General features: G+C 37.2%; 10 protein-coding genes. 4 read left to right on the forward strand and 6 right to left on the reverse strand.

The genetic code is table 11. The features are described 5' to 3' along the window. Positions 1–68 precede the first annotated feature (68 nt). The gene (avs4, locus tag AC3IS6_RS10740; protein WP_489164871.1) at positions 69–4,808 is read left to right on the forward strand and encodes an AVAST type 4 anti-phage nuclease Avs4; all 4,740 of its coding nucleotides are present in this window, start codon (positions 69–71) and stop codon (positions 4,806–4,808) included. Positions 4,809–5,102: 294 nt separating this feature from the next. Here avs4 and AC3IS6_RS10745 read toward each other — a convergent pair whose 3' ends face one another. The 4 genes from AC3IS6_RS10745 to AC3IS6_RS10760 all read right to left on the reverse strand — a co-directional run bounded on the left by AC3IS6_RS10745 (position 5,103) and on the right by AC3IS6_RS10760 (position 12,354). Next, the gene (locus tag AC3IS6_RS10745) at positions 5,103–6,302 is read right to left on the reverse strand and encodes a hypothetical protein (protein WP_489164872.1); all 1,200 of its coding nucleotides are present in this window, start codon (positions 6,300–6,302) and stop codon (positions 5,103–5,105) included. Positions 6,303–6,417: 115 nt separating this feature from the next. Beyond that, positions 6,418–10,779, reverse strand: a complete 4,362-nt coding sequence (locus AC3IS6_RS10750; protein ID WP_489164873.1) for an NACHT domain-containing protein — start codon at positions 10,777–10,779, stop codon at positions 6,418–6,420. A gap of 1,091 nt (positions 10,780–11,870) precedes the next feature. Next, on the reverse strand, positions 11,871–12,095 hold the full coding sequence (locus AC3IS6_RS10755; protein ID WP_489164874.1) for a hypothetical protein: 225 nt from the start codon (positions 12,093–12,095) through the stop codon (positions 11,871–11,873). Between the two features lie 4 nt (positions 12,096–12,099). Further along, positions 12,100–12,354 carry a helix-turn-helix domain-containing protein gene (locus tag AC3IS6_RS10760; RefSeq protein ID WP_489164875.1) on the reverse strand — a complete coding sequence of 85 codons (255 nt, stop codon included), beginning with the start codon at positions 12,352–12,354 and terminating at the stop codon, positions 12,100–12,102. A 601-nt stretch (positions 12,355–12,955) separates the two neighbouring features. Between AC3IS6_RS10760 and AC3IS6_RS10765 the strand changes: the two genes are divergently transcribed. From AC3IS6_RS10765 to AC3IS6_RS10775, 3 genes are read left to right on the forward strand one after another with little or no spacing between them, the layout of a single operon-like run. After that, positions 12,956–15,982, forward strand: a complete 3,027-nt coding sequence (locus AC3IS6_RS10765) for a SusC/RagA family TonB-linked outer membrane protein (RefSeq protein ID WP_489164876.1) — start codon at positions 12,956–12,958, stop codon at positions 15,980–15,982. A gap of 18 nt (positions 15,983–16,000) precedes the next feature. Further along, positions 16,001–17,431 carry a RagB/SusD family nutrient uptake outer membrane protein gene (locus AC3IS6_RS10770; RefSeq protein WP_489164877.1) on the forward strand — a complete coding sequence of 477 codons (1,431 nt, stop codon included), beginning with the start codon at positions 16,001–16,003 and terminating at the stop codon, positions 17,429–17,431. A gap of 1 nt (position 17,432) precedes the next feature. Next, positions 17,433–20,090 carry a S9 family peptidase gene (locus tag AC3IS6_RS10775; protein ID WP_489164878.1) on the forward strand — a complete coding sequence of 886 codons (2,658 nt, stop codon included), beginning with the start codon at positions 17,433–17,435 and terminating at the stop codon, positions 20,088–20,090. A gap of 74 nt (positions 20,091–20,164) precedes the next feature. Here the strand turns inward: AC3IS6_RS10775 and AC3IS6_RS10780 are convergent, their stop codons facing one another. Together AC3IS6_RS10780 and AC3IS6_RS10785 are read right to left on the reverse strand one after the other, a co-directional pair. Beyond that, complete coding sequence (locus tag AC3IS6_RS10780) at positions 20,165–20,446, reverse strand: DUF6520 family protein (RefSeq protein WP_489164879.1); 282 nt, start codon at positions 20,444–20,446, stop codon at positions 20,165–20,167. Positions 20,447–20,534: 88 nt separating this feature from the next. Then, complete coding sequence (locus tag AC3IS6_RS10785; RefSeq protein ID WP_489164880.1) at positions 20,535–22,046, reverse strand: DoxX family protein; 1,512 nt, start codon at positions 22,044–22,046, stop codon at positions 20,535–20,537. Between the last annotated feature and the right edge of the window lie 884 nt (positions 22,047–22,930).

Raw genomic sequence — 22,930 nt, forward strand, 5'->3', positions numbered from 1 at the left:
TGATTGTTCTTTTCAATATGTTTAGAATTTATTGTCGTTTTACTTAAATTTGTATAAAAACATTTAAGGTGAGAGAAATAAACTGGAACAACTTTAAAGCAAAATTTAACGGAAAAGAATCATCTACATTTGAGAGTTTAGCCTATCAGCTATTTTGCTACGAGCATAATTTAGACTATGGAATCTTTAGATTTAAAAATCAAACAGGTATTGAGACTGAACCGATCGAATGTGATGGTAAAATGGTTGGATTTCAGGCCAAATATTATGATACAAAAATTTCAGATAATAAAGCTGACATAATTGATTCCCTAAAAAAAGCTAAAGGTAAAAATCCAAATCTGGATATCATCTATCTGTATATAAATAAAGAATTTTCGGAAAGTTCCAGCAAAAATGGCAAAGATCCACAATACAAAATTGAGATAGAAGAAGACGCATCAAATCTCAATCTTCAAATTGAATGGCGAGTACCTAGCCATTTTGAAATACAATTGGCATCCCCACAGAATGCCCTTTTGTTTGAGCATTTTTTTAGTTTGGGCAAAGATGCAGTAGATTTCATTAATGCAATTGTTGACCATACAGAAAACCTTCTATTTCCAATACAGGATAGCATCAACTATGGGATTTCTAAAATTCAGATAGATCGCACTGAGGTATTGGAAGCAATTCAGTCATCAGGTAATTCTAAGATTATAATTATTAGTGGAGAAGGAGGTTGTGGAAAAACAGGTGTTATTAAAAGGTTGCATAGCCATGCTGGAGATAAAATACCTTTATACATCTTTAAGTCTACAGAATTCAAAGTAGAGGATATAAATACCTTTTTCAAGAGGTATGGCAATTATTATCTACAGGATTTTCTTGAAATCCATAAAGATGAAAATGAGAAGATTGTAGTAATTGATTCAGCTGAAAATCTTTCTGAGATAGAAAATCAAGAACCTTTTAAGGAATTTGTGTCAGCATTATTGGCAAATTCATGGAAACTCATATTCACAACTCGTCTAACTTACCTGGATGATTTGAAATTCCAGTTTATTGAAATTTATCGCCTTCCTTTTGAACATTTGCCAATTAGCAAACTAACGATTACAGAACTTAGAGAATTATCAATCGAACATGATTTTGAATTACCAAAGGATGAATCCTTTATTGCATTACTGACCAATCTATTTTATCTGGACGAGTATCTTGAGGATTACGCTAACCGCAGTGAAGCACTAAACTCACGACAGTTTACAAAAGTAGTTTGGCAGAGGAAAATTCAAAAATCTTCGTACACTGCAAGCAATATCCATATTCAGCGAGAAAATTGCTTTCTGGAGATAGCCAGACTAAGATCCGGTTCCGGCAGCTTTTTTGTAATTCCAAACAATCATTGCACTCCGGAGATTCTTAATTTACTGCTAAAGGATGAAATTATTGGTTACGACAGTACAAGTGGAGGATATTTCATTACCCACGACATTTATGAAGAATGGGCATTGGATATAATTATTGACAGAAACTTTGTTAACTCTAGTAATTATAGCGATTTTTTTTCTGCAATAGGAACTTCGCTTCCGATTCGAAGGGCATTTAGAAAATGGCTGTCAGGAAAGCTCAAAAATAATGTTGAGGATATAAAGACACTTATTAATCATGTCTTCTTTGTAAAATCAGAACGTACTTTTTGGGATGATGAAGTAATAATTTCAATCATGCTGTCAGATTATGCATCAGAGTTTTTTTGTGAATTTGAAACTTTTATTCTTGAAAATGATAAATTCATTTTAAGAAAGATGTGTTTTTTATTGCGGATTGCTTGTAAGGAAGTTGATGATATGATGTATCAATTACTAGGAGAAAAGGATAATATCAACTTAGGATACATTTTTACCAAACCAAAAGGAACAGGCTGGAGCAGCATAATTGATTTAGCATATCACAAGATTACAAATTTTTCATATGAAGATTTAGCATTTGTTGTCCCGGTTTTCGAAGATTGGATGGAAAATAATAAGCGTGGTAATACTACTCGGAATGTTGCATTATTTTCATTGCATTTTTATAAAGATATCCAATTTAACGAAGAGAGACGATACAGTTCAAATTTAGAAAAGAACCTAATAAAATTAATTTTAAATGGTGCGTTAGAAATAAAAACGGAGCTTAAAGAAATTTTAGATGAAGTAATATTAAACAGATGGACAAAACACAAGGATCCATATAATGAATTGTGCATGAGATTGCTTACATCCAAACCTGAATGCATCTCTGCAATACTTGCTTTACCGGAGCAGGTAATACAAATCGCAGATTTGTTCTGGTTCAAGGGAGACTCAAAATCCGAAAATCCATATAGCTCAGATTATGGTATGGAGAAATGCTACGGTTTACGCAGTTCTTTAAAACATGATTATTTCCCTGCAAGTGCATTACAGACACCTGTATATATGTTGTTGCAGTTTTCAATGCAGAAAACGGTAGACTTTATACTCAATTTCACAAATAAATGTGTTAAACTATATGCTGTATCGGAAAATGACTTGGATTCGGTTATGCAGATTGAGTTGCATATCACTGATGAAATTGTGCAAAAACAATATGCTAGTCATAGTTTATATCAAATGTTTAGAGGAACCGCATCGCCTGTTACGCCTTACTTATTGCAGTCAATGCATATGGCTTTAGAAAAGCGTCTGTTGGAGATGGCAGAAAAGACAGAACCCAAAGTGATGGAAAGTTGGTTACTTTATTTGCTTAAAAGATCAGAATCGATATCAATAACAGCTGTTGTGGTAAGTGTTGTCCTTTCGCAACCAGATAAATTCTTCGAAGTAGCCAGCGTCCTATTTAAAACTATAAAATTATATCATTTTGATAATTTTAGAATGTCCAACGAACTCCAAAGTAAAAGTTTATATTCTCTGGGTTATGGAATGGATTACAAGATAAAGACCTTTGAAGATGAGAGGATTAAAACTTGTGAAGATAAGCACCGTCAAACTTCCCTTGAGAATCTGGTAGTCAACTATCAATTTTTCAAAAATAATGATATTACAGATGAAGATGCAGACTATAGGCAGACAGAAATCTATAAGATAATTGATGCTACATATTCTAAACTACCAACCGACGGTGAGGAAACCAAACAAGATTCAATTACTAGATTGGTTTTAGCTCGTATTGACAGAAGAAATATGAAACCGATTATAACGCAGGAAGATAATAAGCTTGTAATAGATTTCAATCCCACTTTAGAACCTGAGCTTGAAGAATATCGACAGGAAGCAGTGCAAAAAGATTTCAATATGATGCGTTTTAGCTCACTTAAATTGTGGGCTGAATATAAATTTAACCCTGAACGTAAATATGGAGATTATCCCCAATATGAAAATAATCCTCAATTGGTGTATGAAGAAACAAGGCAAGTTATTGATATGCTTAACAATCCTGATGAGAATAGTTTTCCTTCATTCAATAGAGATATACCTGCATATACCTGTGCAGCATTGATAAGATTTCATTCTGCGGAACTAAATGATGAGCAAAAAGCATTTTGCAAGACGATTATCATGGAGTTCGCAGTATTGCCACTTCAGGAAGGTTACCAATATCAGATAGCTGATGGGGTTGAAGTAGCAATTAATGCTTTGCCTTATTTAATAGAAGACTTTCCCGATGATGTACCAAGTCTAAAATTTGTTTTACTATTCATTCTTTTTGATACTTATCCTATTGGGGAATATAAGAGAGTGTGCGATTATGCAATTGAAGCGATGTACAATAAGTTATGGTCATCTTCCGAAACATTGGCCAATAGTATCTTAACTGGGTATTTGCAATTTGCCCCTCTATATGAAAGCGCCAAACAGGAATATAGGAAAAAGAATGTACGTTTTCATCATGATGATTCAGGGTCAATTATTCGGGATAATTTTATAAAAAAGTATAAAAAGGAGATTGAGAATTTCATTTTAAACGATTTCGGTTTTAACTATATAAATAGCGAAGGAAGTTCAATATCAGTCCTAGAAACTGCATTTAAAATTATACCGGTCGAAACAAAAAATTTGCAACATTTATCTTTTGTTAAATCGATCCTTCCGAAACTTTTTGGGGAATTTCTGCCTGAGAATAGAGATAGTAAATTAGACTACCGACAAAGTAGAAGGTTTTTCAAGCGATTCACGTATTTTATATTACATCGACAAACAGCTGAAGTAGAGTTTTTTTTAGAACCGTTGCTCGAAAATTTTTCTCATTCTCGTGAGCTGAACTCTTTGCTCGTTGAAATGGTTTCCGCTGAGGATATATTAAATACGTATGATATATTTTGGATGGTTTGGAATAAAATTTACCCTTCTTTTTCAAAATTGTTACAAGGCAATAAACACTATCATTACGAAAATGAACTAATACATACTTATCTTCTAGCTTGGCCTTATTGGAAAGCTTCTGCAAAACAATGGCGCAGTCTTAAAAATCGTGAAAAGCAATTTTACGTAAAAATTATAGCTGAAAATGGCAATCATCCAGCTGTACTGTATTCAATTGGAAAGCTATTAAATGATATCGGTAGTGATTTTCTAGATGATGGAATTATCTGGATTAGCGATTTATTGACGGTTCGTACCTACTCCGATTTAGAAATTAATACAATCTATTATTTGGAAATAATTATTCGGAAGTATATTTACTTGAACAGAAATAAAATAAAACAGAATATAAGAATTAAAGGAAAGGTCTTACAGATTTTAAATTTCCTTATTGACAGATCATCTGTTAGCGCATATTTATTAAGGGAAGACATAATGTAGTTTAAATCGATATTAGGTGGCCAATATCACTGATTTTTACAGTAGCTGTAAGCCACAGTTGTCATTAAAAATAGAATACCGAAAAATAGAGAAGATATGTTATGTTTTATGAAGTGAAGAACATTAAGAAAGGACCGTCTAATTTGTGACATATTAAGTTTTTATAGCTAATGTATTGATAAACTAAGTTCATTTGTAAGGCATAATTGATATTTTAGGCAGTCAGATTTCGTGAATTTACCTTTATTATACCATCAATCAGAGACACTAGAGAAATAGATTAGAGCCAAGCAATTAGTCGTTAATGGGGTAATACTCATAATCCCAATCATCAAAGTCGTCGACATTAACTTTAAGAAGATTTCTTTTAAAAGAGTCTTCACTTAAAAAATGGTGAAAAAGCTTCATAAAAGCTGAATGCGATTCAATCTTATCAAGATCAATTATGTTTATACCAGGTTTGGTTGATTCGGCAATAAAAGGTAAAATAGCGCTAAGCGAATCTAACTTGTCATATTCAAGGCCTTCGTATTTCTTTATTTTTATGTTGTAATGACCTGTTTGCCCGTCAATTTCAAAGTCGTATGCCGTTAATCCCTCAGTAGGTAGAATTTCCATTCTAAATCTTACTTTATTAAAGTCAGGATCAACTTTATATTTTTCAAACCGGTCCCAAAAACGGTCCTGATCGTCTTTAATTTCTTTTATCAGTCGGGAACAGTTTGCAAGAAAGATTACCTCCCCGGAAATGATCTCATATCCTGGTCCTGACGACCCGTCACCAAACTGGGTGTATGACATACTGAAGTTAAAAAGGCACCTAAATTTTCTATATTTCGTTTGTGCAAATGTTTCATACAATGAGATCTTCATTATAATTGCTATGAGATTCTGCAGAAGATCCTGCGGCATAGTAGGCAGCAATATTTCACAATAAGGTATATCACGATACAGCTTTTTAATACCTGTATTTTGGTTCTCTAATTTCGAAATAAGCGATTCAAGCTTCTTGATTTTTTCATTAAGGCTACTTTCTATGCTTATTGCTTCCTGCAAGTGTGGAAAATACTTGTTCCGAACAGGGAGACAATCAGTCAATTTAACCTGAATATCATCCCAAGAGAAAAATATTACATTTATTCCATGATTACGGCTTGCCGCCATACATGCGTTTTGAATTTCTTTATTTTTTTTTATTGTGGTTGCAAAGAATAAACTTTCTACAGGATGTGGGAAATCTTTAATTTGTTTTAGCGTTTCCGAAAGATCGGAAAGTAGTTCTCTAATGATAGAGTTTGGAGACCGATTAATATCTTTCTTCTTAGCCTGAATTGCAGTTTTTAAAACAGGACTATATACATCTATCCCATGCTGGGCATTCCCTTTAGTACCATACTCTTCAAATGTATTGGTGGCATGAATAGCATTAAACAAATCTTTGAGAAATGTTTGAAATTTGTATTCGTCACCTAACGGTTCATATTGATAGTTCATGTTATAGCTGAATAGTTTTTGTTGTTAGTTATTAAAAGAAGACCTGTGATCGCGTTCTTAACCAGTATGCCTCAGGTTGGGGCAAGTTTTCAAAATTTATGTAAACGTATAATTCTTAGTCTTGTATTTCCTCTTCCGAATTATCATCACGTTTATTTGAAAATCGGGCGTCCCAGAATTTTTCCCACTTCAGCTCGCCGTTCTCATACCATACCATATATTTGCGGGTTTTCATTGGGTGCTCATCACTTCTGACACTCTCATTAAGTGCATTTTTAGACCGGTAATGATCAGCGAACCATACGATTTCTTTATCTTCTGCAACTAACCTGGCTAAAAACTCATCTTTTGGTACCAGCGTCATTTCCTGTTTATCGTAATTAGGGCGACTAAGGATATGATTAATTGCCATAATTTCTTCCTTATCATCCAGAAATATTTGCTGCGACATCTCACTGATGCCAAGCAAATCCCTGACTACTTTGGATGGTATATATATTTCATCCTCGCCACCTTCAACCGTATTTTTAGTTACGCTGGTCACTGTGTACTGCATGATTTTTTCCTCTCCGTCAGGAGGTAGGTAATATTCTTCTTTATCGTAATTTTCGCCAATCCACTTCATCCATACCACATCAGTTGGATTGCTATAGATATCTGTATCGGGTGAACTTACCATCCTGTCGATAGATTCCACAAAGGAACTGCGGCCAGAATGGTTTTTAACGATGTCCAGCAAGGCTGGCGTCTGCCCCTTTTCGATAAGCACACCGCGAATATCTACACTGGAACGGATATAGGCTTTGGAATCATGAACGGCGGTATAATTAAATAGGGCGAGCCATTCTTTATCAGTGCCTTCGGTGCGCAAATCTTTATCGTTGATATGTAACCATCTATTAAAATTAATAACAGGTTCACTTTCCACAGCCACTTTCACCTGCTCGTCCGGTGTTCCTATTTCCAGCATTTCCAGGGCAAGCGGTTCTTTAACGATCCAGTTATCCTCGATATCCGGCATTTCTTGATGAACCGCTATCGCCAAAAATTCGGAAGGGTTATCTACATTTATTATCTGCATATAGTCATTAACAAACTCTGAGGTATCTTTATGAGGCAGGTAATCGGATAAATAACCCTGAATATAATGCACCGCCAGCCAGGTATATTTTTCCTCTTGGGTAAACAGTTTGCTTTTTGAGCCATGACTAGCTTCGGTAAATCCGTTACCATTACCTGCGGTTCTCCTAAAGCCTAAAGATTTCATATATGCAATAGCAGCTGAAATCGCCCATTCATAAACCGAAAGGTCTTCGAGACCAAAATGATCAAGGTAAGCTTTTAAAAATTTATCGCCGTTATTCGCCGGCTTTGTTTCCTTATCCACAGACTGGTATTCCAGAAAATCATCGAATGAGCGTTTGATTACGTACCAGGCCAGGTCATGAACGATGGGATAAATTTGCTCGCCGCCTTTTGCCAGGGCATCTCTATCGAGCTCAATAAATTGAAAAGATTCTACTTGACGCGGCCGCGCATGCAAGGCCTGTTCTCGGCTAATTGCCCCTAAATAGAACGCCTTTTCAACCACTGAGCGGAAGCCGGTCCTGACAAGGATATCAGGATGGTTGCCCGGTTGAGCAAAAACATTTGCCAGTGCCCATTCTGCCAGCTCTTGTAGTGAGTTCTTATCTTTCAGTCTGGAGGCTACCCCTAAAGTTATCGCGGCCAGGTCTTCCTGTATCTGCGGATCGTTGCATGGGAATAGTTTATCCAGCAACAATTTAAACTCCTTTGGTTGTTTGATTGCCCAGCCTGTCAGCGCGGTGCGAAGGCGCTCCCTGAACGACTGATCCAAGGAGGCGAGTGCCCATCCAAATATAAGCGGGTATTCATTGTGTAGCGAAAGTTCGGCTAGGTAAAGATCGCCTTCCCCATTAAGGTCAATAACCCCTTGCAGGTCGTAGCGATAAAACTGGCTACTTTTGTCCTCACCCAGTTCATGAATATCGTGGTGATCCATGCCAAGCCAGATTTTGTCGCGGTCAACTGCCGTAGGTTGCTGTATCAATAAGCCATGAAGGTATTCCGAACCGAAATAATTTGCTGCCGATGTTGCTGAAGGATAGATAAGAGTGCGAAATACAAAATGACGGCTCATATGGTCTGCAAAATACAAGCGGTCAATATTTGCCTTGAATGAGGAGGCTACTTCCGTTGGGGCCTGAATCAATGCCGTAGCCTGTAATTGCTGAATTGTGGCCGGTGAAAATCCCTCACTTAAATAACCATTTTGTCCAATTAGGAGGTTGTGTTTATGAAATAGCGTGTTGGTAATCTCTTGAACGATCCGAAGGTTAACCAATTGCTTTTCTGTTCGCCTCCTACTTTCTGGTACAGCTCGCAGAAATTCCGGTATTGCAGTTAATTCCCCATTTATAATACCATCTACATACTTTTCAGCCATAATCACTTCCATGATCGATTGATAGGTGAGTGTATAATTTACCTGCTTCTTCTTCATTGCTCCCGTACCAACCGGAATCTCGCTTTTAGTCATGAAAGCATTATTTACCAAAAATTCAATGGCTCTTTCCACTTCTTCGTTTGCTAAATAATTTAAAGAATCACCCTTCAACAGGGAAAACAGGTCTGCATGTGAGATCTCTTGTTTGGCATAAAATACTTCCGAAATGGCTTCGATTGCCTCTCTTATCGGGTTACGGGCAGTACCAGGGTTCTTTACCTTCTTGTATTCCTCATCCATCCGATCAATTTTTTCATTGAGCAGGTCATTTTCAGCAGTGAGTATCTGGTCTTCTGCAGTAAGCTTTTCACCTTCATATAGTTTACAGAATAAACGCAGGGCATAAAGACTGTCAATACCACGGATAAGTGATCTTGGCTCCACGGTGATGTCAAAATGCTTGAAATATTTATCAACCACTTCCTGAACCGGTATGTCACCTTCGCGTGGAATTTCGATTACCTGGAAATTAGGATCTGCAGGCAATTCCTCGTCATTCAGGAAATATGGCCTCGCGGTAAATGCAAAACGTACCCTTGGATAGCGGCCTGTGAGGACAACGCTTTCTCTTATTCGGGCATACCACTCCGGCCAGTGGTCAGTATCCTCCTCTAAGCCATCGATGCATATTATCACTTTTGTCGACTCATTTTTTAATTCCTCACCAGCCTTAATAGCTTTAGCGGCTTGGTGGTCGGCGCGGAAGGCAAGCGTTTCGAGGGCGGATAACATTTCATTCTTGTTCCAATCGTTAATATCCAGTGCCTTTTGTAATAAAGTCTTCCAATCTCCATTTGGTGCACCTTTAGCCCTGATGATTAGTGCGGGAACCTTTTGATGATTCAAACGGAGATCTACTGTATTGGAAAACGCGTGGGTCTTCCCGGTACCGGAATTACCAAGGAAAAGTCGGCCAAATTGAGATACTTCATCCTGAATTTTGTCTACTACGACCGCTAAGTCAAGATCGGCGATACGGTCAAGCATTGCTGATAAACGCTTGGGCAGGCCAATCTGGAGATCACTTGGACGCCATGCCTCCAGCTCTATAAACAAATCGCTGCTAACAGGCATGGGTTGAACTGAAACAGTGGGCAGCTTGTTATTGCCTTCTTGTATTGCTGTGATCAATGGCAATAAGGAAGATAAGTTATGATCAATATTAGTTTGTATGGCATTCAGTTCCATTAGAACAGAGCTGCCTTCTTTCAGGGTGTCAGTAAATCGTGAGATAAGGGAAGTTGCATTTTGCAATATTTTAGTGGTTTCCCCGACACGGCCAAGCAACTCCTTGCGGTAATCCTGGCTAAATAATATTTGTTGGATATGCTCCTGAATAACACCAGGCCCATGTAATTCCGGAATATAGCGTTTGTCAATCCAGCCGGCTTTTTCCAATTCGAACTGATCCACCAATTGCTTATGGGTGACCACATCACGTTCGAACCAGAATTTATTCATACCCTCATTATCACCCTCTAACAACTCATTTTGCATGTCCTGCTCGAACCACCAGGTAAATGTCGTGTTGCTATATGACAACTTTATTTTAGCGTTAAGCTGATCTACCCGTGATTCTTCAGTTTTGGCCACTGGAACCTTACCTTTACCTATTTTGATAGAGTTGAGGGATCGGGGAACACAAATAATATATTCTACAATCCTTTTACGGAATTTTAAAGCTGTATTTACAGACTTTTCTATTTGTGTTATCTGACTATCCTGCATAGCAGTTATGAACCATTTCGCCTGCACGGCAATTAGGTCACCGTTTTTTAGTTCTGCATATGCCTCGATCCCGCCATCGCCACCAGCACCATTGACCACACGAAATTTTATAAGATCACTTCCGTATTTTCGTCGCAGGTAACGCTCAAATATCTGAGTACAAAAAGTTTCAAATGCATTTTGCGGGCTGTCACTGTAGGTTTTAAAATTGTTAAAGTCCATTAGGCTATAGGTATATATAAACATGTCTTGGACTAGCAGTCCATATCTGCATGTTACAAGTTATTATCAAGTTAAAATTTGGCTTCTTAAAAAATAAATTTCATTGTAACTCCCGAAATCATAACTAATAAAACTATAGTCTATGTATGACCAGAGAAGAGGCAGTCTATTTTAGTGGCTATAAGAAGAGGTGATATTATTTGACCCAAATTGATAAAGTTATAATTTTATTTAATTCGTAAAAGGATTCCCATAGAAAATTTTGGTAAATGGCTTAATATATCTGATAAGGATTGTATAGCTGATTACAATAAGTTATTCTAAATTGAGGAGGCGATAATCTTACACCACACTAGATGCGTCAGAATCTTAATATAACATAAAATAGATCGGATAACTAGCCCTTAAAATGGTACAACTACATAATATCATTGTTCTAAAAGGGTTGGGATTTCACCTGCCCCTTATCTCCAAGTTGACCTTTATCGAAGCCCACTACAATGTGAAATATCTGATGCTGCCTGATTTATAACTGAAATCTCCCAGAGAGATGAAGGACATATGGATGTTCAGGACTCAATCACTTTCAGCCTTCTTACATATTCTTCCAAACTTTTAGGATCGTTGCCCTCATCCAGAGGGCGGGTGCTTTTTTTCCAAAAAGGAATGAGAGAAATCTGTTCATTAATTTAAATTATTGATTGGTATTTGGGGTTGTGCAATATCCACCACAAGCATGTCCAACCAGATTGTCTGATTGGGCTATCATTTTAGGTCACGAAGTGCCTGAGTTTATGAAAAGGGCTTGGGGCGTTACAGAAAAGAGCAATATTAGTCATTTTTATTTTAAAATGCTAGATGATATGATACTACGTCAACGTAAAAATTATGCTTTTACCATTATCAAGTACTTTTTCATATTTTAAAAAGTTTACTTTGCTACTAAGTCTACACATGCTGCTATTTCACCTAAAAAATGTTTAAAGTTGTTACTTTTAAAATTATTTAATGCAGCCAATATCAAACTTTTAAAATTTTTACCATTTCCAAATTCTTGAAACTTACCGAGTAAAAAAGTTAAAATAACCAAATTAATTTCTTATGTCTGAAGATGTATTGGTATAATGTTCTTCAATGATTTTAAAAAATGTAACCAAAAAAATATTATTCGAAGTTCCTCCTCCGTGTTCTTCAGAGTGATTGTATGATTTTCGCAAAAATTGTTCAAATTCCTTTTCAGAAATATATTCAAATAAATTGGGCCGATACATTTTCATCAAACCAATTCTATTAATTATAAAAAGATGTCTAAACATCTTTTTATAATTCTTCAAAATTAAATAGTGATTGGATATTGACATTTAATTCTTTGGCAATAGCAAACAATGTTTCAATTTTCGGATTAGTTTGACCTCTTTCAATTTTTCCTATGTGATTTTTTGCAAGTCCAGTTCTTAATCCTAATTCTTCTTGTGAAATTGGCTTATCAGTGTCTTTATTAATACACTGATTTCTCAGATGCATTATCCTTTTTCCTAATTGTATTCTCTCCTTTTTAAAGCCATTTTCTTCCATATTATAAAAATCGCTTTTAAAAGGAATAAAAAAGGCAATCTGTAGATTGCTTTTTTGAAAAAAATTATTATATTTGATTTTAATAATTAAATTTGCGATACTTCATTTAAAATATTTGAAGCATTCGCTTTGAATCTCGTCCTCAAAACTGGTAATTTTAACACGCGAGATGATAAGTGCAAATGCTCACGCCTTAAAGGGTGTGGGCTCACTTATTCGCGTGTGGGTATACCAGTACCTTGAGGGCAATAAGCTGAGTACCCACGCCTCTTTTTTTGGCTCTATTGCAGAATTTTCTCGGCTTTATTCTTAGCGCACTTCACTATTAAATGGTCTCGTAGTTACTTATTGTCTAACCAATAAACCTGCTTGCTTATGAACTAAAAAAGATTAAAGCCATTATTTAGCCTGCGCTGCCTTATTTCCTTTTGAGTTAGTCACATTACAGTTGCAGGCTATTAAAAACCGATGAATTAAGTCATGGTTTCAGTATGCTTCCTAATTGAAACTAGACAAAAAAAAGGCCCTCTAACCCGTCGACAAACTAGTATAGAGGACCAAAGCTAATAAAACTAACGTCTCATTAAACTAACCCAATATTATGAAAACTTTTTCATTAAATAAAGGGTTGGCGTCACTTTGGTATCCGTTTATTTTCGGGTTTTACCTTTTTTGCACGCCAGCCTTAGCAAGGAATCCCTTGCGGTTTTCCGTTTCACAACAACAATCTCAAGTCATGGGTACCATTACCGATGGTACAAATCCCCTTCCTGGTGTCAGCATTACAGTCAAAGGCCAAAAAAAAATAGTCTTTTCGGATTTCGATGGCAAATTTGCCATAAATGTATCTCATAACGATACCCTGATTTTTACTTACCTTGGTTTTAAGACCGTAACAATTCTTGTTGGGGATCGCAAAGTAATCAATGTGCAAATGCGGGAAGATGCGACCTCCTTACAGGAAGTAAGGATCAATGCCGGTTACTACTCTGTAAAGAACAGTGAACGCACCGGAAGTATTTCAAAAATCAGTTCAAAAGATATCGAAAAGCAGCCTGTCACCAATGTGTTGGCGGCTATGCAGGGACGAATGGCAGGTGTTAATATTACTCAAAATTCAGGTGTTGCCGGAGGCGGTTTCGATATACAAATCAGAGGACAGAACAGTTTACGCTCTGATGGGAACAGGCCGTTATATATTATTGATGATGTTCCTTACTCCTCGGATGCCGTAGGTTCTGATCTGACAGGGATTGTGCTCCCCGGACCGACAAGTCCTTTAAGCAGTATCAATCCAGCAGATATAGAAAGTATTGAAGTTCTAAAAGATGCCGATGCAACCGCCATTTACGGTTCAAGGGGAGCAAACGGAGTGGTACTTATAACCACTAAAAAAGGCAAGGAAGGCAAAACAAGATTTACTGCAAATGTATCGGGTGGATTTGGCTCTGTGACTCGCCTTATGGAACTTATGTATACACAGCAGTACCTGCAAATGCGCAGGGAAGCTTTTATCAATGATGGTATTCCTTACGGTCCAACCGATTATGATGTCAATGGAACATGGGATCAGAACCGCTATACAGATTGGCAAAAAGTGCTCATTGGAGGAACTTCAGAAATTAATGATGTTCGAGCTTCCATATCTGGAGGCTCTTCCCAAACGCAATTTCTTATCAATGGTAATTTTCATAAGGAAACCACAGTTTTTCCCGGCAACTACAATTACCGCAAAGGAAATCTGCATGCAAATCTGAACCATGAATCTGAAAACAAAAAATTTCATATCAATTTTTCTATGGGATATACTGCGCAGGAAAATAACCAGCCGGGAATTGATATAACCCAACAAGTTATTCTTCTTCCTCCCAATGCACCCGGATTATATGATGAGAATGGCAATTTAAACTGGGAAAACAGCACTTGGAATAATCCCATGAGCAATCTCGAAGGGAAATATACTTCAAAATCTAATGATCTTTTTGCCAATAGCCTCTTATCTTATAATATCCTGCCCAATTTAATTGCCAAAGCAAGCTTTGGTTTTACCGATACGCGTTTTGATGACAGTCGGACACAGCCCTCCACCATGTATGATCCTGCTTATGGATTAGGCAGTGAATACTCCTCGATCTATGTCAATAACACTACCAGAAAATCATGGATTATGGAACCTCAGATATCATGGTCAAAAAAAATTGGCAAGGGAAAAACCGAAATCCTCATTGGAAGTACATTTCAACAGCAGACAGCAAACCAATTGGTACAGGAAGCCAATGGATTCAGCAGCAACAGCCTGATTCATAACCTTTCCTCAGCCTTTCACGTATTTGACTTAGTAGATAGTAACTCAGTCTATAAATATCAGGCTTTTTTCGGAAGGGTAAATTTTTCATGGAATGAGAAGTACATCATAAACATAACGGGGCGCAGGGATGGCTCAAGCAGGTTCGGCCCCGGAAGGCAGTTCGCTACCTTCGGGGCTATTGGAAGTGCATGGCTGTTTTCAAATGAAACATTCGTAAAAGAGAATCTTAGTTTCTTAAGTTTTGGAAAATTAAGAGCCAGTTATGGTACTACCGGAAATGACCAAATTGGCGACTACCAGTTTTTAGACACATATGGCTCATCGGGAAACAACTATGGAGGTATGAATGGTCTGGAACCGACACGTTTGTTTAATCCCAATTTTGGTTGGGAAACCAATAAAAAATTGGAACTGGCATTGGAAACCGGTTTTCTAAAAGACCGTATTTTTATAACGTCTGGTTGGTACAGTAACCGTTCTTCGAACCAATTGGTAGGAATTCCTCTCCCTGCTACAACCGGATTTAATTCGATACAGGCAAATTTAGATGCCACAGTTCAAAACAGAGGGATCGAGCTTACCCTTAGAACAGTAAACTTTCAAAAAGAATCCTTTAACTGGACAAGCAGTTTTAATTTGACAATCGCCCGCAATAAACTGTTGTCTTTTCCTGATCTGAAAGGATCAACTTATGAGAACCAATATGTAATAGGCCAGCCTTTAAACATTAAGAAATTATACCACTATACGGGAATAGATCCCACGACAGGAATTTACCAATTTGAGGATTTCAATATGGACGGTTTAATTACATCGCCACAGGATAAGCAGGCTATCCGTGATTTGAATCCAAAATATTTTGGTGGGTTTCAAAATACCATTACCTACAAAAACTGGCAATTGGATTTTCTTTTTCAGTTTGTCAATCAGCTGAACTATAACGGATCATATAGTACTGGACTACCCGGCGCCATGGCCAATCAGCCTGTGCAGGTCATGAACCACTGGCAAAACCCCGGAGATACGGCCACCTATCAAAAGTACAACACAGGGGTAAATAGTGAAGATATGGATGCATTTTACAAGTTTTATGCCAGTGATGCCATGATAACGGATGCCTCTTACATACGGCTTAAAAATTTATCATTGTCTTATACTATCCCTGAGCAGTGGCTTAAAGGAGTAAAATGCCGACTGGTATTTCAGGGACAGAACCTTTTCACGATCACTTCCTATAAGGGTGCTGATCCCGAATCCAGATTTACTACAAGCCTTCCTCCACTAAGGGTATTTACAACTGGGCTTCAGCTTACTTTTTAACTTCTTAATTTAAACATTATGAAAAAGAAATCATTTTTACGTTTTATCCAAAACTATAAAATCAAAATAGTAAACCACAGGCTTCTAATAGGATTACTTGTGTCCTGTATGGTAGTTCTGGGTGGCTGTGATAATTTTGTTGAGGTTGACCTTCCGTCCTCACAACTAACAGCAAGCGCCGTTTTTCAGAGCAGAGCTACTGCCAATGCAGCGATGGTAAGCATTTATGCTAAAATGCGCGACGAGGGTATTTTAAGCGGGAGTGTCGCAGGAATCTCCAATCAAATGGGAAACTATGCAGATGAGCTTGTGTATTACGGCGATATTTCCGGCACAACCCGAAACTTTTACAACAATACGCTACTTGCTTCCAATTCGGAGGTCTTTAACTGGTGGAGTAGCAGTTACAACCAAATTTATGCTGCAAATGCCATTATTGAAGGAGTGAATGCTTCTACGGCGCTCAATACTGTAGATAAAAACCAGCTTACAGGAGAGGCTTTGTTTGTACGATCACTGTTGCATTTTTATCTTCTTAATCTCTATGGGGACGTGCCTTATATCACCGCAACAGACTATCAGCAAAATAAAGTGGCACACAGAATGCCTTCTGCTGAGCTGTATTCCCATATCATAAATGATCTGGAACTGGCTGTTTCATTATTACCGGAAGATTATATTTCCAGTGATCGTGTGCGTCCGAATAAATCCGTAGCGATGGCACTATTGGCAAGGGTTTATCTTTACAAAGGCATGTGGGCAGAAGCAGCAAATGCGGCTTCTTATACCCTAAAAAATACCGGGATGTACACTTGGGAGACCAATCTGGAAGCTATATTTCTCAAAGAAAGTACCACAACGATTTGGCAGTTCATGCCTAGAGCAGGTGGGCAGAATACACAAGAAGGCGAAACATTCATCTTTACGGCACCACCGCCATCACTTGTTGCTTTAAGTAATGAACTTATAAGCGAATTTGAATCGGGTGACCAGCGAAAGGATCATTGGACTCATGCCATTACAAACGGTACAGACACTTGGTATCATGTCAATAAGTACAAACAGAAATCAAATACTCCGAGTTCATTAGAGTATTCCATAGTGTTTCGTTTGGCAGAGCAATACCTGATTCGTTCTGAAGCCCGTGCACAACAAGGTGACCTTATAGGAGCCAAAGAAGATTTGGATAAAATCAGAAACACAGTCGGGCTTGCGGGAACGACTGCCGTAAGTCAGCAAGATATACTCAGTGCCATATTACATGAGAGAAGAGTGGAATTTTTTACAGAGCTGGGACACCGCTTTTTCGATTTAAAAAGAACGGATCATTTGGATGATGCATTATTATCTGGAAAAGTAGGCTGGAATACTACCGACAGATTACTGCCACTGCCTGAATCGGAACTTACACTGAATCCGAATCTAAAACCTCAAAATCCGGGCTACTAAAATGAGACCTAATAATATAAAATATAACAGGAAAACTGGTACTCTCAGAAAGAGGGTGCCAGTTTTTTATATAGTACTCATCGCTTTGCTGATCTCATTTTTTGGTTTTGCGCAAAACAATCCTAAAAAGCAGCTCACGGCTGCCGATTATCACTTATGGAGTTATCTTAAAGCTGAGAAACTCTCCGAAAATGCAAAATGGGTAAGTTTTTCTGTTTCGTATGAAAATGGCAGCGACACTTTATTTGTTAAAAACAATACAGGAACAAGAACCTTTAGTTTCCCCGGAGCAGGCAAAGGAGAATTTATCGGTGACAATTGGTTTTGTGCGATGTCCGCCAAAGGAGAACTTCTAATCACGGACTTGTTAACTTCAAAACAAGAGATTATTGCCAAGGTGCTCAGGTATGATTTGAAAACCGGAACCAAAGATATCATCCTTTTGAAAAAGCAGTCCGATGAGAAAAAAGAATTGGAGCTTAAAAATGTAGCCACCAGTAAATCTATCATTTTAAATGATATTTACAACTACTGGTATAATCCTGAGGCCGATGCAGTGATCTACACTACAAAGTCTGATAACAATACCATAATTGCACTGCTGAATTTAAGTGATAAAACCACAACTGTAATAAGCAATAATCCTAACGTTTTTGAATATTCCGATATCGTTTGGCAAAAGAGCGGAAAATCCATAGCCTTTTTGAAGCAGCCTTTGATTGATGATAAAAAAACAACCCGTACTTGCGTTGGGTATTACACTATTGCAGAACATAGGTTGTATACTTTTAATCCGGTTCAGCAGGATAATTTCCCGGCTAATATGGAGATTATCTCATCTTCTTTTGCCTATCTCAGCATTTCTGAGGATGGCAAAAGAATATTCTTTGGATTGCAGAAAACTGTAATTCCTGTGGATCCTTCACAAGTACAAACCTGGAACGCGCAAGATAAATTTCTTTATCCTGCCAAAGTACAGATTGACGGTTGGGACAGAACAGCAAAAGTAGCTGTTTGGTGGCCTGAGCAGAATCGCTTTAACTGTATTACAGATAATGAATTTCCGAAAATGATGTTAAGTGGAGATCAAAAACAGGCTTTGCTCTATAATCCTCAACAGTACGAGCCACAGGCAAACCGTGATGCTCCTCTGGATATTTATATTTTGAATCCTGAAACAGGCGATCGGAAATTAGTATTGCAAAACCAGTTAGGAGGTGAAACAGGAACTTCTGTTTCTATATACGAAAAGCATATCGTTTATTTTAAAAACAAGCATTGGTGGGTTTATGATTTGGAGAATGGATTGCATAAAAATCTCACCAAAGATCTTGGTGTGACTTTTTCAGATGAGGAGTCCGACTGGCCTGAAGAAGCAAGTCCTTTCGGAAATCCGGGCTGGATGAGGCACGATAAAACACTTTTTGTTTATGACAAGTATGATATCTGGAGTATTCCCATAGATGGTTCAATGGCGGTTAGACTCACTCGGGGACGCGAAAATAAAACAGTCTACAGAATCGTTTCCCAATCTAAAGACGAGTCAAATAAAATGAATTACGACGGCAGTTATAAAGGTCAGTTTGGGCCTAGTGACAGGTTACTAATCAAAACCGAAGCACTGGAACATACCGGATATTGCTTTTGGGATAAGAAGAATGGTTTAAAATCATTATTGGACAAGAAAATGCACACCAGCCAGTTTATAACCTCTGTAAAGAGTGAAGTTTATCTTTATGTTGAGCAAAACTTTAATTTACCACCGAGGGTAGTCATAAAAGAAAGCCTAAATTCAAAAGAAAAAATACTTTTTCAAAGCAACCCACAACATTTTAAATACAATTGGGGAAATTCTAAGCTGATAACCTATACCAATTCCAAAGGCAATGTTTTAACTGGCGTTTTATTCTATCCTGCAAATTATCATGCAGATAAAAAATATCCGATGGTGGTGCATGTTTATGAAAAACAATCCAAAGAATTGTATAGCTATGTAAATCCATCACAGAATAACCCAACAGGCTTTAATATCGCCAATTTTACTTCAAAAAGTTACTTCGTGTTTTTACCCGATATTGTGTATGAAATTGGAAATCCGGGATCTTCCGCAGTAGATTGTGTAGTCTCCGCTACCAGAAAAGTCATTGTCGGTGAATCATCTATTGACAGTATCCGCCTTGGTATTACCGGTCATTCTTATGGAGGATATCAAACCGATTACATCATCACGCAGACCAATATGTTTAAGACCGCAGTAGCAGGTGCAGCTATTACCGATTATGTGAGCGGCTATCTTCGGGTAGCATGGGGGCTTGAAAAGCCCAATTTTTGGCACTATGAATATGGTCAATTGAGAATAGGCAAATCACTGTATGACAATTATCCGGCGTACCTGAGAAACTCTCCCGTATATCATGCGGATAAAGTAGAAACTCCACTCTTGTCGTGGGCAGGCGAAATGGATAGTGTGGTGCATTATTATCAGAGTATTGAATTTTATTTGGCGCTCAGACGACTCGGAAAGATAAATATGATGCTGATTTATCCCGGAGAAGATCATGTACTAATGGAAGAAAAACATCAGCAAGACTTGACCGGTAGAATTGAACAGTGGTTCGATTATTATTTAAAAGGAGAAAAAAGACCGGAATGGTTTTAAAAATATAAGACCGCCAATAAAAAACAATGCAGTTCCCTGCTGGAACTGCATTGCCATTTCTACCAGCAATGGAATCACGGTTTATAAACCGGAACCTTACATTCGTTGGCAGAATTTTTACCAAATAATTGTGCACCGCTTGGTACCAAACCAACTCTACAGATGGTTCCATTATTGGTTGTTGAACACATATCATGCTCCTCACAAGAGGTTGCTTCTGGGTTCAATTTGATGTACCCTCGAATTGGCGCCGATGATTTGGCGCGCTCATTCATGGCATGGGTTGTAAATGCACCAACTGTTGCAAGTGCAAATATCGCTACAGGTAAAACCTGTTTTGCAAAATTTAATTTCATAATAAAAAATTTAAAGTGTTAGTGATCTACTCTTTTACAGGTTTTCGATCTTTTCCCTGACACTGCAGTATACTTTGATGACGGAATCTTACTTTTGATATGAGTTTGTGAGTTTCTTGCTTAATTTATAATGAACCAAATGTGGTCCTATAAATCCATAAAAATTGTTGTCGAGAATAAAGAAGTTTTTTAACTTTTCATTTTTAATATGATAGATGTAAAAACTACCCTGATAGGAATTGGTAATAAGGTCATATATATCAATTACACTGGCATCCTTCCACATCTCAGCAGGTTCATATTTGCCTAATAATGCTGAATTGACAAACAATAAATTTTTACAAACGGCACTTGTTTTATTGACAATTACAGGGGGTGCTGAAAATTTCATTTCCTGTCTGCTTGCCACAGTAGTCACTTTAATTTGGGCTTTACTGATGGTGTCTATTGTCTTACCTCGATAGTCAAGATTAAGAACCGGATCTGTTACAATAAATTGATTACGGTAGAGATAAATATATACCAACTTCTGAATGTCTTTGTCGTAATGCAGTGTTCCATCGACATCAAAAATTCCATCGATCTGTTTCTGTAACAGACTTGTATTGAAACGTGTTTTTGGTCTCCTACCAAAATCTAGGGATCCCAGTACACTTTCTCCATTTACATTGCTGTTGGAACGAAATGCCAATGTGAGCGAATCCATGAGCTGATAATGGGAAAAAGTAGTAGACCCATTCCATTTTACATAGCCCTTCCAATTGTTCATATTTCCTTTAAAAATAACAGGAACAGATCCGTCTATAAGATAAAAATAAGGAGGTAAAATTCTAACTTGGACGGATTGGAATAAAAAATCTGTCCTATTGGGATGAATCTTAAACTCATTTCTTTTCATAAGGGCTGTATCCAGCATTGTCACTAATAAAGGTGCAGTATGACTGCCCAAGTATATCTTCTCTTTTGAAGCTCCGGCAAAATAATAGGAACTAAACTTGAGATCGATGTCGTTAACTTTTACAGCATTTCCGGGAAAACGGCGAACGAAATTGTTTCGATGATGAATTATGTCTTCTGATAATATAAATAGCAGGGCAATAGTACCAATACTAAAAAAAATAGTTATCGAAAAGGCACTGACCAGTGCAGCAGGTTTTGAAATAAAGTGCACTTTTGGCACTCTTACGGCCAGTATCAGGATACCTGCTGCGGCCAGCATCATGAAAACAAAATTAAAAATGAAATGCTCCCTCCATCCCATTTTTTCCAAAATTCCTCCACAGGAACAAGGGACAAATGGGCTATAATTTAAAATAATGAAAATATATGCGGTAAACATAATCATCAGGCACAACGCTCCAAAAAGGCCCGTAATTCTCCACCTTTTTGAAACGATAAGCAATGCAATGAATAATTCAAGCATCGGTACCATCCATGCAATATATCCGGCAAACGCACTTAATAAAGGTGACTGCCCCAATTGCACCAGGAAGTTCTCAAAGTCAAGCAGTTTACTTACAGACGCGTAAACAAAAAGCAGGATATAAAGCAGGCAGATTATGTCGGCTATGGTATTTTTAAAGGATATTGATGTTTTCATGTCATTGCTTTTAATGTTTACAATGTTTTATAATGTGACTTAAGTCATATTAAATAGTCTAACAGGTGTGTTTCTTTTAAAATACCCACTTTATAAGTGTTTTATAAATCTAAATTAGAACAAAGCCACCAAAGGATTGATGTAAAAAACGATCAGTTTTTTACTTATAACGTTGTCTAAATTTTACTGTAATGCAATTGATATTTGTAATGTAAAGTTCTGTAAAATAATTAATTAACCCTTGTTTAATCAGGAGGATCATATGCCTAAAACGGATTAAAAATGTCATTAGTAACTATAGTTGAATAACAAATTTTCAAAATCGAATGTTTTGCTTATGGATGTATATACAATAGCAGAATATAAATCCGCGCATATTCTGTGAATCATAATTGACATGTCGTTCGGGCATACTAATTTACCCCTAGCTCGTACTGCTAGAAATTAGCTAGCGATCACATATTTAGTATTTTGTAAAGCTAAATTAGAACAATATTGTAGAAGGATTGTTAACAAAAACGATCCAAAATTTGCAAAAAACGATCCATTTTACAGGCTCTCTAAAAAAGCTAAAACATATAAAAAGGCTGGCAAATAAAGGCCTTATGACGAAAAAGCAATAGTCTTTTCCTTTTATACCTAAAAATAACCTTAGAATTATGGAGTATAAAAAACGTCGTAAACCTGAAAGGATGTTTAATATGATATCGATACTAAAAAATCAGGGGAGCTTATAAAGAGGGGAGCTAACACTGAAACATTCAATACAACTAATTAAAAAAACGACTTTGGAGTTTTTTCCAGCCCCTGCAAGGGCAAGTGGTTTTGAGCTGCGGAAAGTATTTCAAGCAGCTCAGAACACAACTTGCTATTTTCTCTCGAAA

This window comes from Flavobacterium sp. KH_035 (assembly GCF_057839565.1).